The organism is Bradyrhizobium sp. AZCC 2262, from assembly GCF_036924535.1.
Taxonomy (GTDB): domain Bacteria; phylum Pseudomonadota; class Alphaproteobacteria; order Rhizobiales; family Xanthobacteraceae; genus Bradyrhizobium.
The window spans coordinates 6,943,840-6,967,388 of sequence record NZ_JAZHRT010000001.1; the positions used below are offsets into that span (position 1 = coordinate 6,943,840).

A 23,549-nucleotide genomic window follows, 5' to 3' on the forward strand; every position below is an offset into this window, starting at 1 on the left:
TGTAAATGAATCAAGTCCAAGCAAGAACCCGCCAGTCGTGCCCACGCTCTAGCCGGTTGCGCCAATCGATGCGAAAAAGCCCTCCGGTCCTTCCAGTTCCACCAGCCTCCTTTTTTCGATCAGCCAGAACCGGCTTCCCACCGTTCGTACGAAGTTGCGGTCGTGTGAAACCAGCGGGCAGCTTGCCTGATGCTGCAGCAATTCGTCTTCCAGTGCTTCCTGCCCCTCGATATCCAAATGATTGGTGGGCTCATCGAGCAGATAGAAGTTTGGCTGGGCGAGCCGCAGCAGAAGCATGCCGAGACGCGCCTTCTGTCCGCGGGAAAGCCGCCCGATCGGACGGCTTTGCATCGCAACCGGCAGGCCCGCGCCGGCGAGCAATGCGCGCGCACGCTGATCGCCGACCTCGAAACGGCTGACGACCGCGTGCATCGGCGTGTCGGCATCGGAAAGATCGGCGAGATTCTGTTCACAATAGCCGAGCGCAAGCGACTGCGAGACCTTGATGCCGGCTTGCGCGGCTTCCGGGGTTTCGATCACCTGACGCAGCATCGCCACGAACCGGGTCTTGCCCGCCCCGTTCGGCCCCAGCAGCACGATCCGGTCTTCCTTGCAGATGAACTGCTTTCCGGTCTTGAACAGCAACCTGCCGTCGGGGGCAGCAACAGCGGCATCGTCCAGCGCAATCAGAACTTTGGCGTGCGTTCCGCGGTTGGCGAGCTTGATCGCCCCTGCGGATCGTTCCAGGTGCGCGGGCTTTACCGCATCTTCCAGCTTCTCGGCCCGCTGCTTCAGTTGCTTGGTCTTCTGCAACAGAAGGTCACTGCCGGAATTGACGCCGATGTTGTTGAGCTTTGCGGCGTGCTGACGAAGCTGCTCGGCAGCCTTCAGGTCACGTCGATAGCGCCGTTCATCCGATGCATCCGCCTCGCTGAGCGCGGCGCGGGCCCGCGTATAGGGCAACGAAAATATTTGCGACCGCTCGGGCCGCAAGAATACCGTGCGGTTCGTGGTTGCATCGAGAAAGGCACGGTCATGGCTCGATATCACGACCGGCATTTCCCGTGGCAGCGCATTCAGCCAGGCTTCAAGCTGGCAAATCCTGGCGAGGTCCAGATGGTTGGTCGGCTCGTCGAGCAACAACACATCGGCCTCGGCCACCACGATGCGGGCAAGCATGGCAAAGCGCTGCCAGCCGCCGCTCAGTTGCTTCAGCGGCCTCTCCCGCAGCGCCTCGGGCACATCAAGCGATTCCAGGGCAACGTCGACCCTCCAGCTTTCGCTGGCCCGTCGTTCAGCGGGCAGCGTTTCGAGCACCGCCGAATAAAACGGCGTATCCATGAGCGCGGACGGCACATCCTGCTCGACATAGCCGATGGTCAGCCCGCGCGACCTGGTGATCTCGCCATCGCCTGGCTCCATTATGCCGGCAATACAGCGCAGCAGCGTGGATTTGCCGCGTCCATTGGCGGCGACGAGCCCGATGCGGTCACCAGCATTGACGGAAAGGTCCAGTCGGGAAAACAGCGGAGCGTTCAGCGTCACGCCAAGATTACGAATATTGATAAGGGTCATGATCGTTCCCAGGTCTTACCGGCCAAAACACGACGTCCGGGGCATGCAGCCATCGTCGGATGTTCGTGTGGGAGCGCGGCGAGCTACACAAATGCAGGCGCGAACGATCAGACGCTCGACGCCGCATTGCCACGGGGGCAGACCAGGAAGAGATTTACGGAAAAGTCTCTGGTCAGCCCTGCAAACGCATTTGCAGGGCGTTGACGGGGCCACGCTGGCGATAGTGCCGGAAAATTGTCGTCACTGCGCAGCCCTCCTTTCTCGATCAGGTGTCGTTGCGAAAATAGCCGGGCCTTCAAGGGAAGGCAAGCCAGGGTCTCGTCGAAATCGAATCGCGAAAGCCCGAGGTCACGCATGCCATCGCATCTCCGGGCCTTGCGTCCGATGGCAGCGAGGCTTGCGATTTCGCGAAATCAGGCGCTGGCGAGCTTGCGCCCTGTCTCGACGGCGTTTGCGGCACTGCGGCCGACCAGCGCGTCGTAGTGCCCGATCGGCTGGGGCTTGCCGAGGAAGTAGCCCTGCACCGCGTCGCAGCCCTCTTCCGACAGGAAGCTGAGCTGTTCCTGGGTCTCGACGCCCTCGGCAACAATCGACATTTCGAGGCCGTGGCCGAGGTCGATGACGGCGCGCACGATCGCCGCCGATTGCGGGTTGCGCCCGAGATTCATGACGAAGGCGCGGTCGATCTTGATCTTGTCGAACGGGAACGCCTGCAGATAGCTCAGCGAGGAATAGCCGGAACCGAAGTCGTCCATCGAGATGCGGACACCGAGCGCCTTCAGCCTTCTCAATAAAGCGAGACCGCGATCGAAATCCTCGATCAGCACGCCTTCGGTGATTTCAAGCTCGAGCCGGCCGGGAGCCAGGCCGGTTTCAAGCAGGATCGAGTGGACCAGGCTGACCACGTCGCCGTGCATGAACTGCGCCGGCGACAGGTTGACGGCGATCTGCATCGGCACCGGCCAGGAGGCGGCCTCGCGGCAGGCTTCGCGCAGGATCCAGACGCCCATTTCGACGATCAGGCCGCTTTCTTCCGCCAGCGGGATGAACTCGCCCGGCGACACGAAGCCGCGCACCGGATGCATCCAGCGCGCCAGCGCTTCGAAGCCGATGATCTTGCTGGCAGCGACCGTTGCACCCGACGCGGCCTGCGGCTGATAGTGCAACGACAATTCGCCGTTCCTGATCGCCATCGAGAGGTCCTGATGCAGCACGCGGCGGTCGCGGATCTGCTGGTCCATCTCGGGCGCGAAAATGCTGATCGAGCCGCGTGACTTCTGCTTGGCGCGGAACAGCGCCGCGCCGGAATTGGCGAGCAGCGAAGCCGCGTCCGAGCCGTGATGCGGAAATACCGAGATGCCGGTGGTGACGCCGGTGCGCACCGACTTGCCGTCGATCACGAATTCGTCCGACAGCGTTTGCGCGAGTTTTTCGGCGAGCGCGTTGCCCGCCTCCGGCTGCTTGCCGTCGATGATCAGGCCGAACTCGTCGCCGGACAGCCGGGCGACCACGCCGCCGCGGGCGCAGGCCTGGATGCGGCCCGCGACCTCGATCAGGAGCTTGTCGCCCATCGCATGGCCGAACACGTCGTTGATTTCCTTCAGGCCGTCGAGGTCGACGCACAGCACCGCGAATTCCTCATCCGTGCCGGCGCAGGCCTCGATCATCTGCGCCAGCGCCTGCAGGAAGGCGGCGCGGTTCGGCAGATCGGTCAGGCCGTCATGATAGGCCATGTGCGCCATCCGCGATTCGGTCTGGCGGCGGTCGGTGACGTCCTCGTGGGTCTTGATCAGATATTGCGGTTCGCCGGCCTCGTCGAGAACAGTCATGCGGCGGGTCAGGAACAGCCGCAGCCCGTCCTTGGTGGAGATCGGGTGCTCTTCGGTGAGCAGGCCGCGCTTCTTGATGGCGGCCTCGTCGCGCGCGATGATCAGCTTGGCTTCGCGCGGATTGAAGATGTCGGCGGCGGTCAGGCCGGTGGCATCCTCGCGGCGGCGATTGAGAATGGTCTCGGCACTGCGGTTGGCGAGCAGATACCGCCCGTCGCTGATGCGCTCCACGATCAGCGACACCGGGATGTTGTCGACCACCAGTTCCAGGAACTTCTTGGTGTTTTCGAGCTCGCGCGACAGCGATCGCCGATCGGTGACATCGTCGAACAGCGCGATCAGGAATTCAGGCTTGTTGTTCTCGTTGCGCGCAACCACGCGATTGGAGGAGAGCACGCGCGTATCATCGCCCCGTTCGACGACGTATTCGCTGCGGTGATAGCCTTCCGGCGCCGTTACAGCCGCCTGGTCCGCCGCCTCGATGCTCTTCGCGGTTTCGGGCCGGAAGATTTCGTCGGCGCGCTTGCCGATGATGTGATCGCGGGAGAAGCGCGAGAAGCGTTCGAACGCGCGGTTGGCGAAGATATAGCGGCCGTCCTCGATGTTCTTGGCGGCGACGCAGACCGGAACGTTGTCGAGCACCGATTCCAGAAATTTGGTGGTCGATGCCAGTTTTCGCGACAGCTGGCGCTGCTCCGTGCAATCCTCATGCGTGCCGATCGTCCCGCCATTGGGCAGGCGGAAGATCTTCGAAAGCACCGATCGCCCGTCCGGCAGTTCGGTGACGACGCCTTCCGGACGGCGGGCAAGCTTGCTGAACTCCTCGACGGTGAGACTGAGCAGGCCCCGTGTGCGGCGCAGTTCGAGCAGTTCGCGGCCGGTCATCGAACTCGGAATCTCGGCGCGGCTGAGCCCGTACATTTCGAGAAAGCGGTCGTTGAAGAAGACCACGCGGTTTTGCGCGTTGGTCATCATCACGCCCTGGTTGAGCGTGTTGAGCGCCGAGCTGATGAATGCGCTGCGCCGCAATTGTGCGCTCTTGGCCCCGCGCAACGCCGTCAGTATCCAGATTCCGATCGCTACCAGGAAGGAAACGGCGGCGATCCCCCCGAGCAGGAGCTCCCACACAAGATTGGGATCGAATTCACCTATATAGCTCGCCGGGGCAAAGCCCGCGGAAGGCGCGGCAGCCCAGGCAAATCCGCACGGCGCAGCGATGGCGAGCAGACAGACGAGGGCCTGCACCGGAATCGAATTTTTCCGTTCTGCCTGCCGGTTCCTGTCAGCCATTACCCACCCGAGGTTTGCCGGCGGAGTGTCTGGCTTGACGGGTTTGGATCGGGTAAATGACTACCCCTGCAATTCTAAAATGTAACCCAAATTACGGCAATTGGCCTGACATGATTAATGCTTCACTAACGAGACGGCGTTCGCGGCGTATTTCGTGGCAAACCAACGGGTTGTTTGCCTGCTCCGGTGCGCGAAACGACGATTGCCGAGCGTGGCAAGGGCCGATTTCCACGCCAGATTCTCAGGTCCGAAGCTGACATGGACAGGGTCGATTGCGTCGTCGTCGGAGCGGGGGTGATCGGGCTTGCGATCGCACGGCGGCTGGCCCAGGCGGGCCGCGAAGTGATCGTGCTCGAGGCCACTGAGGGCATCGGCACCATCACCTCCTCCCGCAATAGCGAGGTGATCCACGCCGGCATCTATTATCGCGCCGGCAGCCTGATGGCGCAGTTGTGCGTAAGCGGCAAACGCGCGCTCTACCAATATTGCAGCGACCACGGCATTCCCCATCGCAATTGCGGCAAGCTGATCGTCGCGACGACACCAAGCGAAACCGAAAAACTGCAGTCGATCCGGGCGCATGCCGAAGCCAACGGCGTCGACGATCTGCTGTTGCTGACGGGCGAGGCGGCACGCGCGCTGGAGCCGGCGCTGAACTGCGACGCGGCCCTGCTCTCGCCCTCCACCGGCATCATCGACAGCCACGCCTACATGCTGGCGCTGCGGGGCGACGCGGAAGACGCCGGGGCGGCTTACGCATTCCATACACCGCTGTTGTCCGCCCGGGCGGGCACCGGCCGGATCGAAATCGAAGCCGGCGGCGACGCGCCGATGACGCTTGCGTGCAACCTGCTCATCAACGCGGCGGGGCTGGGCGCGCCTGCGTTGGCGCGCAGCATCGAAGGCATGCCGATCGGGCTGATCCCCTGCGCCTATCTGGCCAAGGGCAATTATTTCAGCTGCAGCGCGCGGGCCCCATTTTCACGCCTGATCTATCCGGTGCCGGAGCCCGGCGGGTTGGGCGTGCACCTGACGCTCGACATGGCGGGACAGGCGCGTTTCGGCCCCGACGTGGAATGGGTCGAGAGTATCGACTATGCGGTGAATCCCGTGCGTGCCGAGCGATTCTATCCCGCGATCCGGCGCTACTGGCCGACGCTGCCGGACGGCGCGCTGATGCCGAGCTATTCCGGAATCCGGCCGAAGATCGTGCCGCCGGCCGTCGCTACCCAGGATTTTCTGATTCAGGGCCCAGCCGATCACGGCGTCGCCGGACTGATCAATCTGTTCGGTATCGAATCGCCGGGACTAACGTCGTCACTCGCGATCGCCGATCATGTCGGCGCGCTGGCAGAGCTGTGACAAAAGCTGTGCGGTGACAAAAGCAAAGTGCGGACGGATGAGCGCATCGGCACACACCCGACCGTGTTGGGGATTTTCGATACTTTGCTGGACTGGTTAGTGGAGAGTTTCGCCGACGGTATGCTTCAACCGTTCGATCTCATCCTTGACCATCAACTTGCGGCGCTTCAACTCGACAATTTGCAGGTCGTCGGTGGAAAGGTGCACGAGCGCTTCGTGCAATTCATTCTCGAGGCTCTTGTGTTTACGTTCAAGTTCAACAAGATGCGCCTGTAGTGCCATACGAAACCTCCTCGGTGGGTGAACCTCAGATTCGATCCGGACGAGGGAGTGTACACCAGTCGACGAATCTGTCGATGATTATCCAGAATCGCGTCTCTCATATTTTCGGATTTATCTGTAACCAAACGTGAGTATGGGAACCCGGTCAGCTTGCAGACCGGCCTCGCAGGGACGATATTTACTGCCGGCCCAGAGCATGATCCGGAAAAAGCGGGTACCGGTTTTCCGAAAAGATCATGCCCAAATCAAAGAGATAGAGCGGGATGACTATTCGAGAAAAAGTCATCGCGCTCTAGGATAATCCCGTTCACAACCTCATCGCGCTTTCGATAACGTACACCATGACCGACGATAATGAGCGTGAGCTTGAAACCGAGCTCGCCCGGTTGCAGCAGGAGCATCGCGATCTCGATGCGGCGATCGACGCGCTGCATCAGTCGCCGGCGCCGGATTTGCTGCGGTTGCAGCGGCTGAAGAAACGCAAACTGCAATTGCGTGACCGCATCGCCTTCATCGAAGACCAGATCACGCCCGATATTATCGCCTGATCGTTGCGACGGCCTCGCCTTCCGCGCAGGTCCTTTTCCCCGACATCCACAGACAGCCTGTCGCGCGACGATCCTGCCGGGCAGCTTGCCAGAAAAATGGGTTCCGGTGGGTGGATGCGGCCTTGACTTTACGAGAACAAAAAGAGAACATAGCTTCCTGCCGCCAGCCCCGGGAGTCCCGTCATGTCCGTCACACCGTCCCTGTCCGACAACAGCCGTTACGAGCAGGCCTGCGATCAGGCCATCGCGATGTGCGACGGCAATCTGCGCTCGACCATCAAGGCGCTGATCATGGCGAACGAGTATCTGGAAACCGAGCTGGAGGAATTGCAGGCGGCCATCGCCGCCGGCTGTGTGCCGGCGCGAATCTCCCATGCGGAGAGCGACGCTGCCTGATCCATCAAACCCGGAGCGAACCAATGGCCGATGTCACTTATTACGTCGCAATGCCATTCCTGCAGGACGATAGCGGCTCGCCGATGGCGGGAGCCGCCGAAGAATGCCAGAGCCCGACGACCGCGTTACGGCGCGCCGAGACGATGTCGCGGATGGCCGGCAGTATCGGCGCCGTCGCCTTCAGCCGCAGCGGCGATCCCATGATCGGCGAATTCGGCGATGCAAAATTGCTGCGCAAGTTCGGCAATGTGCCGGATGATCTCAGCGGGCTTTAAAAATCGTCGGGATTCGCAGGGTGCGCGAAGCGCAAGCGTGCCCACCATCCTTTTCCATGCTTGCCGATGGTCGGCACGGCGCGAAGCGCGCGTCTTTGCCCACCGCTCGTTGCAATGACGACGTGCGACTTCACGACGCCTCGTGCCGCCGCTGCGCCTTGCGCACATACATGGCGCTGTCGGCCGCTTCCAGCGCGCGGCCCGCTTCAGAGTGGGTATCGAGAACACAGACGCCCGCCGAGGCGCCCGCGGTAATGGTGCGGCCATCGAAGTCGAAGGTGAGCCGATCGATCGCTTCCTCCAGCGCGGCCGCCTTGGCCCTGGCATCGGTCTCGCTGAGATTCCACAACAGCAGCGCGAATTCGTCGCCGCCGAGCCGGCCGACCACGTCGGAAGCGCGCACCTGCGCGAGCAGCGTCGTGACGATGGCCTTGAGCACCTGGTCGCCCGCGGCGTGTCCGAAGGCGTCGTTGACCGGCTTCAAGCGATCGACGTCGAGCACGACCAGGGCACCGCCGGCGCGATAGCGCTTGATGTAGGCGATCGCGCGATTGAGCTCGCGCTCGAAGCCGCGTCGGTTCGGAATGCCCAGCAGGAAGTCGGTATCGGCGGAGGCCTGAAGTTCCTCGATCTGCGCCTGCGTCCGGGCCAGTTGCACCTTCAGCCGGCGAATCGTCGCCTTGGTGCCGTTGGACACGGCCGGCGACCGGGACGCCGGCGCGGATGACCGCCGCGGGGCAGCTTTTTGCCCAGAAGCCGCCCTTTTGGGGCGTTTTCCGGCCCTGGAGGCAGTCGCCCGGGTTTTCTTCTTCATGGCCTTCCCTGTGCAGGCTCGCTTATCAAGGCTTGCCGGGATTCACCAAGACAGGATAGTCCATTCCTGACTCCTTGCCACGCCTTGGATGAGCCGCGGGCCGACCCTATAATCGGCCTATGTTTCTGGATTCCCGAACAGAATTGACGAGATGACCGCACCCATCGCCATCATCATGGGCAGCCAGTCCGACTGGGAGACCATGCGCCACGCCGCCGAGACGCTCGTGGCGCTCGGGATCGACTGCGAAAAGCGCATCGTCTCGGCCCATCGGACCCCGGACCGGCTGTTCGCCTTCGCCAAGGGCGCCAAGGCCCAGGGCTTCAAGGTCATCATTGCCGGCGCCGGCGGGGCCGCCCATCTGCCTGGCATGGCGGCGGCACTGACGGAACTCCCGGTCTTCGGCGTTCCCATCGAATCCAAGGCGCTGTCGGGCGTTGATTCGCTCTATTCGATCGTGCAGATGCCGGCCGGCGTTCCCGTCGGCACGCTGGCGATCGGCAAGGCCGGCGCCATCAACGCCGCCCTGCTCGCCGCAAGCGTGCTGGCGCTGAACGACGCGGCGCTGGCAAAGCGATTGGCCGCCTGGCGCAAGCAGCAGACTGACGCGGTCAAGGAGCGCCCGGAGGGATCGGCGTGACGGCTTCAGGCAAGATGAAGCTGAAGCCGGGCGACACCATCGGAATTCTCGGCGGCGGACAATTGGGCCGGATGCTGGCGATGGCGGCGGCGCGCCTTGGTCTCAGATGCCAGGTGTTTTCGCCGGACCCGGACTCGCCCGCCTTCGACGTGGTGCTGAACGCGACCTGCGCCGAATATGCCGACGTCGAGGCGCTGGAGTTGTTCGCCAACGATGTCGACGTCATCACCTATGAATTCGAGAACGTGCCCGCCGCCACCGCCATGGTGCTGGCCGCGCGGCGCCCCGTGCTGCCGGCGCAGAAGATTCTCGAAACCACGCAGGACCGGCTGATCGAAAAGGACTTCGTCAAGCGGCTCGGCATCGGCACCGCCGACTATGTCGACGTGTCGTCGGTTGAAACCCTGCAGAGCGCCATTGCGCGCATCGGCCTTCCTGCCGTGATCAAGACCCGCCGCTTCGGCTATGACGGCAAGGGCCAGGCGATCATTCGCGAGGGCGACGATCCCGCGCAAGTCTGGGAAGACCTCGGCACCAAATCCGCGATCCTCGAAGCCTTCGTTCCCTTCGAGCGCGAGATTTCCGTGATCGCCGCGCGCTCGGCGGACGGTGAGGTCGAATGTTACGACGTCACCGAAAACGAGCACCGCGATCACATCCTGAAATTCTCGCGCGTGCCCGCTGCGATATCGGACGCGTTGGCCGCGGAAGCGCGCGCCATCGCCGAGAAGATCGCGAACGCACTCGACTATGTCGGCGTGCTCGCAGTCGAATTGTTCGTGGTCGCCGGAAACGGCGGACCGCATGTGCTGGTCAACGAGATTGCGCCACGGGTGCATAATTCCGGGCACTGGACGCTAGACGGCGCCTCGATCTCCCAGTTCGAGCAGCACATCAGGGCGATTGCCGGCTGGCCGCTCGGCAAGCCGGTTCGTCACGGCCAGGTCACCATGACCAACCTGATCGGCGATGATATCCTCGACTACGAGCGATGGCTGACGGTGCCCGGCGCCACGGTTCACCTCTACGGCAAGGGCGCGCCGCGGCCGGGCCGCAAGATGGGCCATGTCACCGAAGTGAGCCCGGCAAGCGAGAAATAGCGCTGGAGCCCGGTTCTGATTGATCAGAACCGGGCTCTCGATTCTTTGTTTTGACGCGTTTTCTTGACGCGAACCGGTGTCCACTTCGCTCGAAAACGCTCTACCCCGTGCTCTCGCCGGGCGCTTTTTGAGATCAGGCCGTCTTCAAGCCTTCCACGACGCCGGCCGGTTCCTCGCTGAGCCAGCGATAGATCACGCCGCCGAGCGCACCACCGATCAGCGGCGCAACCCAGAACAGCCAGAGCTGCGCCAGCGCCCAGCCGCCGACGAACAGCGCGGGCCCGGTGCTGCGCGCGGGATTCACCGACGTGTTGGTGACGGGAATGCTGACCAGATGGATCATCACCAGCGCCAGTCCGATGGCGAGCGGCGCAAAGCCCGCCGGCGCCTTGCCGTGGGTGGCGCCCATGATGATGAACAGGAACATCATGGTCATCACCACCTCGGTGATGAAGCAGACCATCATGTTGTACTGCCCGGGCGAATGCGCGTCATAGCCGTTGGATGCAAAGCCCTTGGCCAGATCGAAGCCGGGCGCGCCGCTTGCGATCACATAAAGCAGCGCCGCGGCAGCCACCGCGCCGATCACCTGCGCGATGACGTAAGGCAGGATCTGACCGGCCGGAAAGCGGCCACCCGCGGCAAGGCCGACCGTGACGGCGGGATTGAGATGGCAGCCGGAAATATGGCCGATCGCATAGGCCATGGTTACGACGCTCAGGCCGAACGCCAGCGACACGCCGACCAGGCCGATACCGACCTGAGGAAAGCCGGCGGCGATGACTGCGCTGCCGCATCCCGCAAAAGTGAGCCAAAACGTGCCAATCGCTTCAGCGGCATATTTTTTGGTATTCATTAGTCGCCTCCCGCATGTTTTGCGTTACTGGATGCTAGAGAAGCCCCGTGAGGGGCTCGTTATTTGAGGAAACCGGCGTCGTACCGACCGAATCCCGCTGATTTTCGTGGCTTTCCCGGGCCACAAACCGCCTTCTCAGGTGGACATTGGCGGTTTTGTCTGCTACATGCCCGCGCTCAGGGTTAAGAGCCAGGCGTTTCGCCGGCCCTTCACTTTACCAGAATTCCTATCCGATCAATTGAAAGAGGATGCCGCGTGCAGGTTCTCGTCCGCGATAACAATGTCGATCAAGCCCTCAAGGCGCTGAAGAAGAAGATGCAGCGCGAGGGTATTTTCCGCGAGATGAAGCTTCGCGGTCATTATGAAAAGCCCTCCGAAAAGAAGGCCCGTGAAAAGGCCGAAGCCGTGCGCCGCGCACGCAAGCTGGCCCGCAAGAAGCTGCAGCGCGAAGGCCTGCTGCCGATGAAGCCGAAGCCGGTGTTCGGCGCCGGCCCCGGTGGCGACCGTGGTGGCGCTGGCGGTCGTGGTGGCCCGGGCGCAGGTCCGCGCGGACCGCGCTGAGCGTGTTCTAAAAGATTTGAATTGAAAACGCGGGCCTCGGGCCCGCGTTTTTGTTTTTTGGCGTCGCTGGTCCGACAGGATCGGATCACCGGCGCTGGCCCTCGCGCTTGATCATGCGCATCGTTATCGCCAGCATTACTACGGCCCTTTTGACCGATGCATTTTGCGGCCCATCGGGTTACCTATGCCATGTCGAACGCGCGAGTCTGCATGGCCGTTACCGATTGCAATGCCTTTTCCTGCGCTATGCGCTTCACGGCCACATCCATTGCGCTGCTCGCGATCGTTGTCGCCCTGCCCCTCGGCGGCTGTTCGTTCGACCTGGGAGCGTGGGGATCGGACAAGGAGAAGCTACAGGCCCTCGAGCAGCAACCGACCGGCACGATCAGCGGACAAAGCGCCAGGGACGCCCAAGGCTACGCTGCGCGCGGCCAGGCGCTCGCCAAATCCGGCAAGACCGAAGAAGCGCTGGCGGAGTTCGACCGCGCGCTCACACTCGATCCCTACAACGTGCAGGCCCTGTACGGCCGCGGGCTGATCTATCAGGCCGACAAGCATCATGAGTGGGCGATCGCGGATTTCACCGCAGCCAATGGCCTGACGCCGCAACGGGTCGAGCCGCTGCTGGCGCGTGCAACCAGCTACCTCGCCATCGACAAGGCAAAGGAAGCCGCTTCCGACCTCGACGAAGCGGTGCAGGCCGATCCCGGCAGCGCGCAAGCCTGGTCGGCTCGCGGCGTCACCTATGAACGTCTGGGCGACAAGGCCAAGGCATTCGCCTCCTACGGCCGTGCGCTCGCGCTCCGCCCCAGGGACGAAGCTGCGCGAAGCGGCCTCGCCCGCACTGGCGGCTAGGGTCTTCCCGGCTTTGATGGAATCGGAGTCTGGCTGGCGCTTTGCCTGACGCGCGTTCTTGGTGCCAGACGAAAGGCCCCCGGATCAAGCCCGAGGGCGTTGGTTCGCTCGAAGACGACTATTTCGGCAGCACCGCGTGGAAGATCGACTTCGCCGTCGACAGCGCGTCCTCGGCAGCCGCCGTGGCGCGCTCGCGCACGGAAGGCTCGGCCGCTTCGGCTCGCAGATCGAGCGGGCGCGAGAGCGGAATATCGGCGGGCGGGGTTGGGCGGTTCGGGTTGGCCTCGGCATAAGGCGGCCGCGCCTGCGACGAAGCCTGACCATAGGGTTCGCCTGCCGGCTGACCCGAGATCATGATCGGCGGCGGCAGCGGACGAAGCGCGGGCGCATTCACGGCAGGCGCATTGGCGACCACGGGCGCATTCGTCGCCGCAGGCGCACTCACAACCTTAGACGCCTCGGGAGCGGGAGCACGGACCGTCTCGGCGGCGCGCGGAGAGGCTTCGCCGTTGGCGCGCAGGCGCTCGATCGCCGCGCGCGCCAGATCGTTGGCGTCGCGCCGTTCATCCGGCGCAACTGCAGTCTCGACCGGGGCGGCCGGCGCAGCCGCCGCAACCGGAGCCGCCGAGGGATTCACGGCTATGGGCGACGGCAGCACGACCCTGATCTTTTCCTTTTCGCGCGGCGCCGCGGCATGGCGGCGCTGATCGGCGTCAACCGGGGTATCGGCTGATTTCACATCGGACTTGGCATCAGCGGACTTGGCATCGGCGGACTTGGCATCGGCGGACTTGGTATCGGCAGGCTTAGTATCGGCAGGCTTAGTATCGGGTTTGGTGTCAGCCTTCGCTTCGGTTTTTGCGTCAGCCTTCGCTTCAGTCTTCTCCTGAGCCTTTTCGACCGCCGCCGGCCGTTCGGCAGCCGTCTTGTCCATGACGGCCTTCTCGGAGATTCCCCTCGCCTTGACGCCGGCAGCCGGAAGATTGCTGATACTGGCCGTGGTCTCGGCCGATTTGGCATCCGGTTTGGCTTCCGCCTTGCCATCCCCCTTGGGATTGGCAGTCGACGCAGCCGCGGCAGGCGCGTCCGCGTTGGGCTTGGTCACGATGTAGTGGTTGACGATGTACGCCCCGATGACGGTGGCAGCCACCGAGGGAAAGATGTCTACGGCGAACTTCTTGAGGTAATTCAGCATTCCGGCCACTCCCCGCGGTCCCTCAATTGCAGGAACTTTGAGGCACATTGAGGGATCAACTGCGACGGATCGGTGGCAATTCAGCAGTTCCCGTGCAGGCCGGCTTGCGTCGGTTAAAAATTGTCTAACCAGTCCAAGCCTGTAGGACGAGCCCGGAAGCAACCTGGGGAACCCGAGGGCCAGGTGGTCAGGGCTTCAGCTCGACCTCCAGAAACACGATCTCGCTTGCGGTCTCGTTGAGCACGTCGTGCTGGACGCCGGCTTTGCGGAAATAGGATTTTCCGGCCCCGAGCTGCGCCTTGGTGCGTTCGCCGTTCGGCGCGACGATGGTCATCTCGCCCGGGGTCACCGGCACGATCACGTAATCCATCTCGTGGGTGTGATGGCCGGTCGCACTGCCCGGCGCCAGGCGCCACTCGGTGACGCGGACTTCGGGGGTGTCGACCTGAACGTCGGATTTGGCGGCAAGCATTTCATTCTTCTCCGATTACGGCACGAATACCATGAACACGAACACGGCAAACACCACCATATGCACCAGCCCGAACAGGATGTTGGTTCGGCCGGTGCCGAATGTGAGCATGCTCACGAAGAACGTGAGTAGCAGCAACACCATGCCCTGACTGTTGAGCCCGAGCACGAGTTCCTTGTCGAGCACATAGGTGGCCACGCCGACCGCTGGAATGGTCAGCCCGATGGTCGCCAGCGACGACCCTAGCGCGAGATTGATGCTCTTCTGCAGATCGTTGTTGCGCGCAGCTGCAATGGCGGAGACCCCTTCCGGGAGCAGAATCAGGAGCGCGACCAGCACGCCAGCAAACGCTGGTGGGGCGCCGATCATCGCGGTCACGACGTCGACCACGAGCGAAAACTTCTTCGCCAGAAGCACCACGGCAAGCAAGGAGACAAGCAGCAGCGCGATACTGAGCGCCAGCATCCGGTTCGACAGGGATGAGGTTTCCGTGGCCCCACCGGCGCCTCCCTTGATGAAGTAGTCGCTATGCCGGATCGTCTGGGTATAGAGGAACACGCCGTAGAGCATGAGCGTGACCAGGTCCACAAAGCCAAGCTGCGCCGCCGAATAGACCGGCCCCGGCGCCGTTAGCGTATAATTGGGCATGATCAGTGTAATCGTGGCCAGCACGAACAGCACGCTGAGATAAAGGTTCGCGCCCGAGACCTGAAAATCCTGCTCGCGGTAGCGCAAACCGCCAATGAAGATGCAGAGGCCGACGAGGCCGTTGCACACGATCATCACCACCGCAAACACGGTGTCGCGCGCCAGCGCTGGCTGCGGCTTGTCGCCGAGCATGATGGTGGCGATCAGCGCGACCTCGATGATGGTGACCGCAAGCGTCAACAATAGCGTGCCGTAGGGTTCGCCGATTCGCTCGGCGATCACCTCGGCATGATGCACGGCCGCGAACACGGTGCCGAACAGGATCGCCAGCAGCACCACCGCGAACAAAAGCCCGCCAACTGACGGCGTAAAGCCGAGCCCGAGGCCGGTGACGACGGCAAACAGCAGCATCGCCAGCGCGGGGAAAATCCAGGCCGATCGCGGCATCGGTCCATGTGCGCTCATGCGATCAAATCCCAACCGGTTTGTGGACGCTGGATGCACCCAAAGTAGCCATCACCCCTTCGCAAGGTTGATGAAATTTCGCGCGATTTCAATGGCGCCGAAATTATCCAGATCGTTATGACCGCCCCGGGCGAGACGGACAAACCGTTTCGGCTCGTTCGCCAGCGCAAACAGCCGCTCGCCAAAGGCGACGGGTATTGTGGAATCCAGCGCGCCATGCATCACGAGCAGCGGAACCTTGACCCTCGCGATCTGCGCGTCGGAACGGAACTGATCCCACATCAATAGACGCACGGGTGCGAACCAGAACGCCGATGCGGCGACATCGGTGATCGACGTATAGGGAGCCTCCAGGATCAACCTCCCGATCCGTTGCTCCGCTGCAAGCGCCACCGCAACGCCGGTGCCGAGCGAAAAGCCCCAGACGACGATGTTGTCCGCGCGATAGCGTGCGACCGTAAAGGCATAGGCCGCCGCTGCATCCTGCAACAACCCGTGCTCGCTCGGTTGCCCGGTCGAGCCGGCATAGCCGCGATAGGACAATGCGATGACCCCGGTCCCGTCGGCGATGACGCTGCGAAAGCGGCCGAAGAAGCCGGCGAGATAATCGCCGTTGCCGTGGAAATAGAGCACGACCGGACGGCCCGGCCTGGCCGGAACGTGCCAGACGATAACCTTCTCACCGTCAGCCGTAGTCAGGATATGCTCTTCCGCTTCCGGAAAGCCCGCCGCCTGTGGCGCCGTGCGCGCACGCGTCGGGACCGGAAACAGGACGCCGCGCTGCGCGAAGAACAGGACGAGCAGACCACAGACATAACCAGCCGAAACGACGATCAGCAGCCATTTCAGTGCGGTCATGAATTTCCTGCGACCGCGTTACATCCCCTTGACGATGTTCTCGGTGACCTTCTTGGCGTCGCCGAGCAGCATCATGGTGTTGTCGCGGTAGAACAGCGGGTTGTCGATTCCGGCATAACCCGATGCCAGCGAGCGCTTGATGAACATCACGGTGCCGGCCTTCCAGACCTGCAGCACCGGCATGCCGTAGATCGGCGAGGTCTTGTCTTCTTCCGCAGCCGGGTTGGTGACGTCATTGGCGCCGATCACGAACGCGATATCGGCTTGCGCGAATTCGGAGTTGATGTCCTCGAGCTCGAACACCTCGTCGTAGGGCACATTGGCTTCCGCCAGCAGCACGTTCATGTGGCCGGGCATGCGCCCCGCGACCGGGTGAATCGCGTACTTCACCTCGACGCCTTCCTTCTTCAGGAGGTCGCCCATTTCGCGCAGCGCATGCTGGGCCTGTGCTACCGCCATGCCGTAGCCGGGCACGATGATGACCTTCGACGCATTCTTCATGATGAAGGCGGCGTCGTCGGCCGAGCCGAGTTTTGCCGGCTTCTGTTCTCCGCTGCCGCCGCCCGCGGCCGCGGTCTCGCCGCCGAAGCCGCCGAGGATGACCGAGATGAAGGAACGGTTCATCGCGTGGCACATGATGTAGGACAGGATCGCGCCCGACGAACCGACCAGCGCGCCGGTGATGATCAGCGCGGAGTTGCCGAGCGTGAAGCCGATGCCGGCCGCGGCCCACCCCGAGTAGGAGTTCAGCATCGAGATCACGACCGGCATGTCGGCGCCGCCGATTGGGATGATCATGAGCACGCCGAGCGCCAGCGCGATGATGGTGATGAGCCAGAAGTCGAGCGCGCTGCCGGACATCACTAGGCCGACGATGAAGAACACCAGCGCGAGCGCGAGCACGATATTGATGGCGTGACGGAACGGCAGGATGATGGGCGCGCCGCTCATGCGGGCCGACAGCTTCAGGAACGCGATCACCGAGCCGGTGAAGGTCAGCGCGCCGATGGCGACGCCGAGCGACATTTCGACGAGGCTCTGCGCGTGGATGTTGCCGGGCGTGCCGATGTCGAAGGCTTCCGGCGCATAGAACGCACCGGCCGCGACCAGCACCGCAGCCATGCCGACCAGCGAGTGGAAGGCGGCGACCAGTTCCGGCATCGAGGTCATCGGCACCCGCCGTGCGATGACCGCACCGATGCTGCCGCCGATGGCGATGCCGAGGATCACCAGCACCCAGGCGAGGCCGTCCGCCGGCGGATGGTTGGCCAGTGTGGTGGCGACCGCGATCGCCATGCCGATCATGCCGAACAGATTGCCCTGGCGGGACGAGGCAGGGCTGGACAACCCGCGCAGTGACAGGATGAACAGCACACCCGCCACGAGATACAATATTGCAGACAGATTGGCGTTCATCTCAGGTCCCCATTTGCCTTCGACACCCCGAGGTGGTTGCCGCTCACTTGGCCTTCTTCTTGTACATCGCCAGCATGCGCTGGGTGACAAGGAAGCCGCCGAAGATATTCACGCAGGCGAAGACCAGCGCAACGAAGCCGAAGCCGCGCGCCCAGCCGCTGCCGCTCGAGACATTGGCGACGCCGCCGGCCAGCAGCGCACCGACCACGATCACCGAGGAGATCGCATTCGTCACCGACATCAGCGGCGTGTGCAGCGCAGGCGTCACTGACCACACCACGAAATAGCCGACGAAAACGGCGAGGACGAAAATCGACAGCCGGAATACGAAGGGATCGACGGCCTGCGCGACGTGCTCCATGGCTTCTCTCCTTATGCCTTCGGCTGGAAGTTCGGGTGGACGACGGCGCCGTCCTTGGTCAAAGCGGTCGCCTTCACCAATTCATCGTCCCAGTTGACCGCGAGCGCCTTGTTCGCCTTGTCGACCATCGTCTCGATGAAGTTGAATAAATTGCGGGCATAAAGGCTGGAGGCCGACTGCGCGACGCGGCCGGCGACGTTGGTGTAGCCGACGATCTTGATGCCGTCGACATCGACGACTTCGCCGGCCTTGGCGCCCTCGACATTGCCGCCGCGCTCGACCGCGAGGTCGACCAGCACCGAGCCCGGCTTCATCGATTTGACCATCTCGGCGCTGACGAGCTTTGGCGCCGGCCGGCCCGGAATCAGGGCCGTCGTGATGACGATGTCCTGCTTCTTGACGTGCTCAGCGGTGAGTGCGGCCTGCTTGGCCTGGTACTCTTTCGACATTTCCTTGGCGTATCCGCCGGCGGTCTGCGCGTTCTTGAATTCCTCGTCCTCGACTGCGAGGAACTTTGCGCCGAGCGATTCGACCTGCTCTTTCGTCGCCGGGCGCACGTCGGTCGCCGTAACGACGGCGCCGAGCCGGCGCGCGGTGGCGATCGCCTGCAGGCCGGCCACGCCGACGCCCATCACGAACACCTTTGCCGCCGGAACGGTGCCGGCGGCGGTCATCATCATCGGGAACGCCCGGCCGAACGATTCAGCGGCCTCGATCACCGCGCGATAGCCGGCGAGGTTCGCCTGGCTGGAGAGCACGTCCATCACCTGTGCGCGGGTGATACGCGGCATCAGCTCCATCGCAAACGCCGCGACGCCGGCATCCGCGATCGTCTTCAGCGCCGCCTCATTGCCGTACGGATCCATGATGGCGATGACGAGCGCGCCGCGCTTGTATTGCGAAAGCTCGGAAGCCTCCGGCCGCTTCACCTTGATGATGATGTCGGCGTCCTTCAGCGCGTCCGCGCTGACGGTGGCGCCGACGGCGGTGAATTCGGAATCCGGCAGGCCCGACTTGATGCCCGCACCCGGCTCGATCGCGACTTCGGCGCCGATCGCCTTGAATTTCTTCACGGTATCAGGGGAAGCGGCAACCCGCGGTTCGGACGGATCGATTTCCTTGGCAACGGCAATCTTCATGAAGCCTCCCGGCGCGACATGCGCGCGCGCAAGCAAACTAGCGTCTTTTTCGCTTAGTTGGATACCGGTTTCGCAACCGGCATGCGTGCAATTTTCTGGCTACCGCCGGGGTGGCAGTGCGGGCAGCGATGTGTCAGGTCAGGAAGTAGCCCATCAGGGCGACGATGAGCACCACGGCGGCCGTGCCGTATTTGACCAGCATGATGAACCCTTCATAGGTCTGCTCATGGGCCGGATAGTCGTTGCCGTCAGCGGTCGTGTAGGCCACTTCGTTATGGTCTGCCATCGGTATCCCCAGTCAAAATCCGCGTTTCTCGCGTGCAATTACCGCAAAGCGCCTGGGAGGGCAACGGCCCCTCGCCTATCAGGTCATTCGGAAGGCCAATTATCCCGGATCCAGCGGCTCAGGCTTTCCTCGCTGACCTCGCCTGCGGCGAGGGAGAGGATGATGGCGGTAGCGTGCGCCGGGTCAGGCGCAAAGGGTATGTCGTTGCTGCGCAAGAAGACCATCATGGCGTGGAACGCGATACGCTTGTTGCCGTCCACGAAGGCATGGTTACGGGCGAGACCGAAAGCATAGGCTGCGGCGAGTGCAGCCATATCCCTCTGTCCGTAATTCCGTTGGTTGACCGGCCGCAAAACCGCGGACTCGAGAAGGCCGTGATCCCGAATGCCTTCCGGTCCGCCGAATATCGCCAGTTGCTCGGCATGCATGTCGATGACTTCATCGACATCGAGCCAAATTGGCTCGTTCATTTTGCAAGCGCCGCAAACGTATCGCGATATTCGTGCATGACCTGGCGGGCGATTTCCATAGTCCGCGCGTGCTTCGGGTTAAATGGCGAAAGCCGCAAGCTGCCATCCGGTTGCTCGACCGGATAGAACTTGTCTCCCTCCTTGAGATTGAGCCGCGCAAGAAGCTCCTTCGGCAGGATCACACCAACCGAATTGCCAATCTTCCGAATTTGAAGGGCGGTGTTCTCGAACTTGTAATCTCGAGAGGCCTCTTCCATGCCGCGAGGGACTTTGGTCATCGCACAGGCTCCGTTATACAATATGTATAACATAGTCTTTCGACATGTTTAACAAATGTTTTACGTGCCATGGGCCCGCTGGCCCGCCGTATTTCACAGGGGAGAGACCCGTTCGAGGTGGGGCTGAATATCGTCCTAGTGGGTCTGAAAATGCCCTACCCGACCACGAAGTCGAACCGCCCGGCAATCCGTCCCTCGTTCTTGGCTGTGCGCACCAGCAGTTCCTTGCGAAACAGGCCGTCGGAACGGTTTTTTGACTCACCGGGGAAATAGAGCTGGGTCGTCAACACGGAACCATCGCGCGGCTGCACCTTCACATGGATATGGCGCGTGCGGCCGGGATAAACGCCGGGCACGATGCTGCGCAATCGATAGCGCCCTTCCGCATCGGTAAACTGATGGCCGCGCAGGCGGAAGCCGGAATTGTCGTAGCGGCCTTTATCGTCGGCCTGCCAGAAGTCCAGCAAGGCGCCGGCGAGCGGTTTGCAGGCGCGGGTGAGCACGAAGCCAACAAGTTCGATCGGCTGCCCTGCCATACCTTCTTCAAGCAGTTCGATTCGCTCAGGCGACGACGGCTTGAAGTATGGCCCTTCGGTCTGCGGTAATGTTACTTCGTCGCCGTCGTGGCATGCAGGCGTGGGAGCAAGCGGAGCCTGAGCGAAGCCGCGATCGATCGCGAGCATTGATCCGGCCGCGAAAACTCCTGCTCCAAGTACGACGCGCCGCGTCGGGGTGTCGATCATGGGGCACTCCCCCTCCTGTCGTCACCCCCATCATGGCGGGCGACGGCGGCTGAAATTGTGTCCGCGCCCATCACAAATCCGTTTCGTGGCCGCGGGGCACGCGCCCGTCAGCCCATCTCTTCCAACTCGTCGATCATGCCTGCAATCACCGACAGCCCGCCGTCCCAGAATTTGGGATCCTTGGCATCGAGCCCGAACGGCTTGAGCAGTTCGGAATAATGCTTGGTGCCGCCGGCTGCGAGCATGGCGAGATAACGCTCGGCAAAGCCTTCGGAGGCGTTCTCGTAGACCGCATACAGCGAGTTCACCAGGCAGTCGCCGAACGCATAGGCGTAGACATAGAACGGCGAATGGATGAAGTGCGGAATGTACATCCAGAAATTTTCGTATCCCGGGCGGATGTCGATGGCCGGCCCGAGGCTTTCACCCTGCACGCTGAGCCAGATCTGGCCGATGCGCTCCGCCGTCAATTCACCGTTCTTGCGCTCGGTATGAATGGCGCGCTCGAACGAATAGAACGCGATCTGCCGCACCACGGTGTTGATCATGTCCTCGACCTTGCCGGCGAGCAGCGCCTGGCGCTGCTTGGCGTTTTTGGTCTGCGACAATAGCCGCTTGAAGGTCAGCATTTCGCCGAACACGCTGGCCGTCTCGGCAAGCGTCAGCGGCGTCGGCGCCATCAGCGCTCCATTTTTGGCCGCCAGCACCTGGTGCACGCCATGGCCGAGTTCATGCGCCAGCGTCATCACGTCGCGCGGCTTGCCCTGGTAGTTCATCAGCACGTAAGGATGCGCCGACGGCGTGGTCGGATGCGAGAACGCGCCCGGCGCCTTGCCCGGCCGCACCGGCGCATCGATCCAGCGATCGGTGAAGAAACGTTCCGCGATCGCGGCCATCTCGGCGGAGAAACCGCGATACGCCGTCAGCACCATCTTCTGCGCCTCGGGCCAGGCGATGGTGCCGGTCGCCGCAAACGGCAGCGGCGCGTTGCGGTCCCAATGCGCGAGCTTCTTCTTTTTGAACCAGCCGGCCTTCAGACTGTAATAGCGATGCGAGAGCCGCGGATAGGCCGCACGAACCGAGCCGACCAGGGCATCGACCACCTCGCGCTCGACGCGGTTGTTCAGGTGGCGCGAATCCGCGACATCCTGGAAACCACGCCAGCGATCGGAAATTTCCTTGTCCTTGGCGAGCGTGTTGGTGATGAGCGCAAAGGTCCGCTCATTGTCCTTGAAGGTCTTGGCCAGCGCCTGCCCCGCCGCCTTGCGCTTTTCCGGCGCGCGGTCCTGCAGCAGGTTGAGCGTCGGCTCGATCGCCAATTCCTTACCGCCAACCTTGAAGCGCAGGCCGGAGATGGTCTGGTCGAACAGCCGGTTCCAGGCGGCATAACCGCTCTGGGATTTTTCATGAAACAACTGCTCGACGCGATCTTCGAGCTGATACGGCTTGTCCTTGCGCAGATCCTCGACCCACGGCCGGTAATGGGCAAGTTCCGCTGTCTGCATCGCGCGCTCGATCACAGCATCGTCGATACGGTTGAGCTCAAGCCCGAAGAACAGCAAATGCACAGAAGCCGCCGTCAGCCGCTCGGAGACGTCGCCATAGAATTTGGAAATCGCCGGATCGACGCTGTCGCCGGCATGAACGAGGCCGGCATAGGAGCCGAGCCGGCCCGCGAGATCGTCGATCGCCTCATAACGCCTGACTGCCTCGGCAAGCCAGCTTCCGCCGTCGTCGCGGGCGACGTTTTCCCCGAGCTTGCCTTTATAGTCCGTTTCAAACGCTGTGCAGTCTGCATTCATCTTTTGCAGATCGCGCGCGATTTCGGACGCGTCGATACCGGAATAAAGATCGGCGAGGTTCCATTCCGGCAGCTTGCCGGTCCTGGATTTGGCGGTGGCCGCCTTGCTGCCCGTGGCTGATTTGCGGGACGTCTTGCCGGCTCGGGAGGTCGCAGATTTCACGCTCATGACACTTTCAAAATTGGGAGGTGATCAGGAAATGGACGGGAAGATCAGGCGAAAACCGCAAGCTGCGGTACGAACTGGACGAACAGCTCCTCGCCCTCGACGAGCCACGGCTCTGCCTTTTCGTGGATCGTGCTGCGAACAGCACACCACAATGTGATCGCACGTACCATCAGCCAAGAGGTCGACGGGACCGTGGCCTTGGCATGCAGCGCCACGAGTTCGAGGTTCCGATGCTCGAACAGCAGCCGGCCCGCTCCGTCTTCCAGGATGTAACGTCGGTCGATCCGCGATACGCACAACTCGCAGGCCTGATCCGGGAGCGGACCCAGCAGATAGAACTGGACGTCGCCCTTCTCCGTCATGCCGGTTTCCCATTCGCGTCCGGTTGTTGGCGCAATCGCCGCGCCGAGCCCCGCGACAAGAGTGCTCAGTTCCTTTTCGCTCCATTCGCCGCTGTCTTGTTTGCGCTCGAACGCAACCACGCTCATTTGCTTTCCGCTCCGAACAGCAACCGGTACATTTCCGGCTCGTAGTACATTAACAGATGCCTAGCGAAGGCGGCCTGTTCAAGGCCCAGCTCGCGGGCCCATGCTCCCATGATTCCGGTTGGAACACGGCTGAACCCGTTCTCTACCTGCGAAATGAAGGTGTAATATTCCAGGCCGAGGCGTGCGGCGAGATCCGCCTGCGACAATTCGGCATCCGCCCTTCGCAGCTTCAGCCAATCCCCAGCCAGTTTGCGCAATTGCTTGGCATCCGGCGCAGCCCTGGCCGGCGGCCGTTCAGTGAAAACATCTTGATGTTTTGCTCGTTTCACGATTACTAAACTAGTCAAAACGAATTGATGGATAGGTCATGTTCCCTA

General features: G+C 62.6%; 27 protein-coding genes. 8 read left to right on the top strand and 19 right to left on the bottom strand.

Features of this window, described 5'->3' with window-relative positions:
- Nucleotides 1-48: 48 nt before the first annotated feature.
- A complete protein-coding gene (locus V1283_RS32550) occupies nucleotides 49-1,575 on the bottom strand; it encodes an ABC-F family ATP-binding cassette domain-containing protein (RefSeq protein ID WP_334390711.1) in 1,527 nt (508 codons plus the stop codon).
- Nucleotides 1,576-1,988: 413 nt separating this feature from the next.
- A complete protein-coding gene (locus V1283_RS32555; RefSeq protein ID WP_334390712.1) occupies nucleotides 1,989-4,694 on the bottom strand; it encodes a sensor domain-containing protein in 2,706 nt (901 codons plus the stop codon).
- A gap of 258 nt (nucleotides 4,695-4,952) precedes the next feature.
- On the opposite strand from V1283_RS32555, the gene V1283_RS32560 reads away from it, so the two are divergent.
- Nucleotides 4,953-6,056, top strand: coding sequence for an NAD(P)/FAD-dependent oxidoreductase (locus V1283_RS32560; RefSeq protein WP_334390713.1), 1,104 nt, complete (start codon nucleotides 4,953-4,955; stop codon nucleotides 6,054-6,056).
- A 96-nt stretch (nucleotides 6,057-6,152) separates the two neighbouring features.
- Here the strand turns inward: V1283_RS32560 and V1283_RS32565 are convergent, their stop codons facing one another.
- On the bottom strand, nucleotides 6,153-6,338 hold the full coding sequence (locus V1283_RS32565; RefSeq protein ID WP_334390714.1) for a YdcH family protein: 186 nt from the start codon (nucleotides 6,336-6,338) through the stop codon (nucleotides 6,153-6,155).
- 341 nt (nucleotides 6,339-6,679) lie between these two features.
- Here V1283_RS32565 and V1283_RS32570 point away from each other — a divergent pair, with 341 nt between their 5' ends.
- From V1283_RS32570 to V1283_RS32580, 3 genes are all read left to right on the top strand, one after another.
- Nucleotides 6,680-6,886, top strand: coding sequence for a YdcH family protein (locus V1283_RS32570; RefSeq protein ID WP_334390715.1), 207 nt, complete (start codon nucleotides 6,680-6,682; stop codon nucleotides 6,884-6,886).
- 183 nt (nucleotides 6,887-7,069) lie between these two features.
- Nucleotides 7,070-7,282: a hypothetical protein gene (locus V1283_RS32575; protein WP_334390716.1), complete on the top strand. Its 213-nt coding sequence runs from the start codon at nucleotides 7,070-7,072 to the stop codon at nucleotides 7,280-7,282.
- 23 nt (nucleotides 7,283-7,305) lie between these two features.
- A complete protein-coding gene (locus tag V1283_RS32580; RefSeq protein ID WP_334390717.1) occupies nucleotides 7,306-7,557 on the top strand; it encodes a hypothetical protein in 252 nt (83 codons plus the stop codon).
- A gap of 130 nt (nucleotides 7,558-7,687) precedes the next feature.
- On the opposite strand, the gene V1283_RS32585 is transcribed toward V1283_RS32580, so the two are convergent.
- Nucleotides 7,688-8,371, bottom strand: a complete 684-nt coding sequence (locus tag V1283_RS32585) for a GGDEF domain-containing protein (RefSeq protein WP_334390718.1) — start codon at nucleotides 8,369-8,371, stop codon at nucleotides 7,688-7,690.
- Nucleotides 8,372-8,522: 151 nt separating this feature from the next.
- Between V1283_RS32585 and purE the strand changes: the two genes are divergently transcribed.
- Both purE and V1283_RS32595 read left to right on the top strand, forming a co-directional pair.
- Nucleotides 8,523-9,011: a 5-(carboxyamino)imidazole ribonucleotide mutase gene (gene purE, locus V1283_RS32590; RefSeq protein WP_334390719.1), complete on the top strand. Its 489-nt coding sequence runs from the start codon at nucleotides 8,523-8,525 to the stop codon at nucleotides 9,009-9,011.
- Between the two features lie 14 nt (nucleotides 9,012-9,025).
- The gene (locus V1283_RS32595) at nucleotides 9,026-10,111 is read left to right on the top strand and encodes a 5-(carboxyamino)imidazole ribonucleotide synthase (RefSeq protein WP_442895899.1); all 1,086 of its coding nucleotides are present in this window, start codon (nucleotides 9,026-9,028) and stop codon (nucleotides 10,109-10,111) included.
- A 133-nt stretch (nucleotides 10,112-10,244) separates the two neighbouring features.
- Here V1283_RS32595 and aqpZ read toward each other — a convergent pair whose 3' ends face one another.
- On the bottom strand, nucleotides 10,245-10,967 hold the full coding sequence (aqpZ, locus tag V1283_RS32600) for an aquaporin Z (protein WP_334390721.1): 723 nt from the start codon (nucleotides 10,965-10,967) through the stop codon (nucleotides 10,245-10,247).
- Nucleotides 10,968-11,222: 255 nt separating this feature from the next.
- On the opposite strand from aqpZ, the gene rpsU reads away from it, so the two are divergent.
- Both rpsU and V1283_RS32610 read left to right on the top strand, forming a co-directional pair.
- Entirely contained in the window at nucleotides 11,223-11,528 is a 306-nt protein-coding gene (rpsU, locus tag V1283_RS32605) for a 30S ribosomal protein S21 (RefSeq protein WP_057838472.1), read from the top strand.
- 210 nt (nucleotides 11,529-11,738) lie between these two features.
- A complete protein-coding gene (locus V1283_RS32610) occupies nucleotides 11,739-12,383 on the top strand; it encodes a tetratricopeptide repeat protein (protein WP_334390722.1) in 645 nt (214 codons plus the stop codon).
- A 118-nt stretch (nucleotides 12,384-12,501) separates the two neighbouring features.
- Here the strand turns inward: V1283_RS32610 and V1283_RS32615 are convergent, their stop codons facing one another.
- The 14 genes from V1283_RS32615 to V1283_RS32680 all read right to left on the bottom strand — a co-directional run bounded on the left by V1283_RS32615 (nucleotide 12,502) and on the right by V1283_RS32680 (nucleotide 23,429).
- On the bottom strand, nucleotides 12,502-13,578 hold the full coding sequence (locus V1283_RS32615) for a hypothetical protein (RefSeq protein ID WP_334390723.1): 1,077 nt from the start codon (nucleotides 13,576-13,578) through the stop codon (nucleotides 12,502-12,504).
- A gap of 187 nt (nucleotides 13,579-13,765) precedes the next feature.
- On the bottom strand, nucleotides 13,766-14,050 hold the full coding sequence (locus tag V1283_RS32620; RefSeq protein ID WP_334390724.1) for a cupin domain-containing protein: 285 nt from the start codon (nucleotides 14,048-14,050) through the stop codon (nucleotides 13,766-13,768).
- A 15-nt stretch (nucleotides 14,051-14,065) separates the two neighbouring features.
- Nucleotides 14,066-15,163, bottom strand: coding sequence for a calcium:proton antiporter (locus tag V1283_RS32625; RefSeq protein WP_334390725.1), 1,098 nt, complete (start codon nucleotides 15,161-15,163; stop codon nucleotides 14,066-14,068).
- Nucleotides 15,164-15,214: 51 nt separating this feature from the next.
- Nucleotides 15,215-16,021, bottom strand: coding sequence for an alpha/beta hydrolase (locus V1283_RS32630; protein WP_334390726.1), 807 nt, complete (start codon nucleotides 16,019-16,021; stop codon nucleotides 15,215-15,217).
- Nucleotides 16,022-16,039: 18 nt separating this feature from the next.
- Nucleotides 16,040-17,437 carry an NAD(P)(+) transhydrogenase (Re/Si-specific) subunit beta gene (locus V1283_RS32635; protein WP_334390727.1) on the bottom strand — a complete coding sequence of 466 codons (1,398 nt, stop codon included), beginning with the start codon at nucleotides 17,435-17,437 and terminating at the stop codon, nucleotides 16,040-16,042.
- A 43-nt stretch (nucleotides 17,438-17,480) separates the two neighbouring features.
- On the bottom strand, nucleotides 17,481-17,798 hold the full coding sequence (locus tag V1283_RS32640) for a proton-translocating transhydrogenase family protein (protein ID WP_334390728.1): 318 nt from the start codon (nucleotides 17,796-17,798) through the stop codon (nucleotides 17,481-17,483).
- Between the two features lie 11 nt (nucleotides 17,799-17,809).
- Nucleotides 17,810-18,937 (bottom strand): Re/Si-specific NAD(P)(+) transhydrogenase subunit alpha, encoded by a 1,128-nt coding sequence (locus tag V1283_RS32645; RefSeq protein WP_334390729.1) that lies wholly within the window; start codon nucleotides 18,935-18,937, stop codon nucleotides 17,810-17,812.
- Between the two features lie 133 nt (nucleotides 18,938-19,070).
- Entirely contained in the window at nucleotides 19,071-19,223 is a 153-nt protein-coding gene (locus V1283_RS32650; RefSeq protein WP_334390730.1) for an aa3-type cytochrome c oxidase subunit IV, read from the bottom strand.
- 83 nt (nucleotides 19,224-19,306) lie between these two features.
- The gene (locus V1283_RS32655; RefSeq protein ID WP_334390731.1) at nucleotides 19,307-19,693 is read right to left on the bottom strand and encodes a type II toxin-antitoxin system death-on-curing family toxin; all 387 of its coding nucleotides are present in this window, start codon (nucleotides 19,691-19,693) and stop codon (nucleotides 19,307-19,309) included.
- Complete coding sequence (locus V1283_RS32660; RefSeq protein WP_334393261.1) at nucleotides 19,690-19,950, bottom strand: AbrB/MazE/SpoVT family DNA-binding domain-containing protein; 261 nt, start codon at nucleotides 19,948-19,950, stop codon at nucleotides 19,690-19,692. The genes V1283_RS32655 and V1283_RS32660 overlap by 4 nt, the downstream gene beginning before the upstream one ends.
- Nucleotides 19,951-20,126: 176 nt before the next feature.
- Nucleotides 20,127-20,654, bottom strand: a complete 528-nt coding sequence (locus V1283_RS32665) for a dioxygenase family protein (protein ID WP_334390732.1) — start codon at nucleotides 20,652-20,654, stop codon at nucleotides 20,127-20,129.
- Between the two features lie 167 nt (nucleotides 20,655-20,821).
- Nucleotides 20,822-22,684 (bottom strand): M3 family oligoendopeptidase, encoded by a 1,863-nt coding sequence (locus tag V1283_RS32670; protein WP_334390733.1) that lies wholly within the window; start codon nucleotides 22,682-22,684, stop codon nucleotides 20,822-20,824.
- A 44-nt stretch (nucleotides 22,685-22,728) separates the two neighbouring features.
- Nucleotides 22,729-23,172: a hypothetical protein gene (locus V1283_RS32675; protein ID WP_334390734.1), complete on the bottom strand. Its 444-nt coding sequence runs from the start codon at nucleotides 23,170-23,172 to the stop codon at nucleotides 22,729-22,731.
- Complete coding sequence (locus tag V1283_RS32680; protein ID WP_334390735.1) at nucleotides 23,169-23,429, bottom strand: helix-turn-helix domain-containing protein; 261 nt, start codon at nucleotides 23,427-23,429, stop codon at nucleotides 23,169-23,171. Before V1283_RS32680 ends, V1283_RS32675 begins: the two co-directional genes overlap by 4 nt.
- Nucleotides 23,430-23,549: the final 120 nt, after the last annotated feature.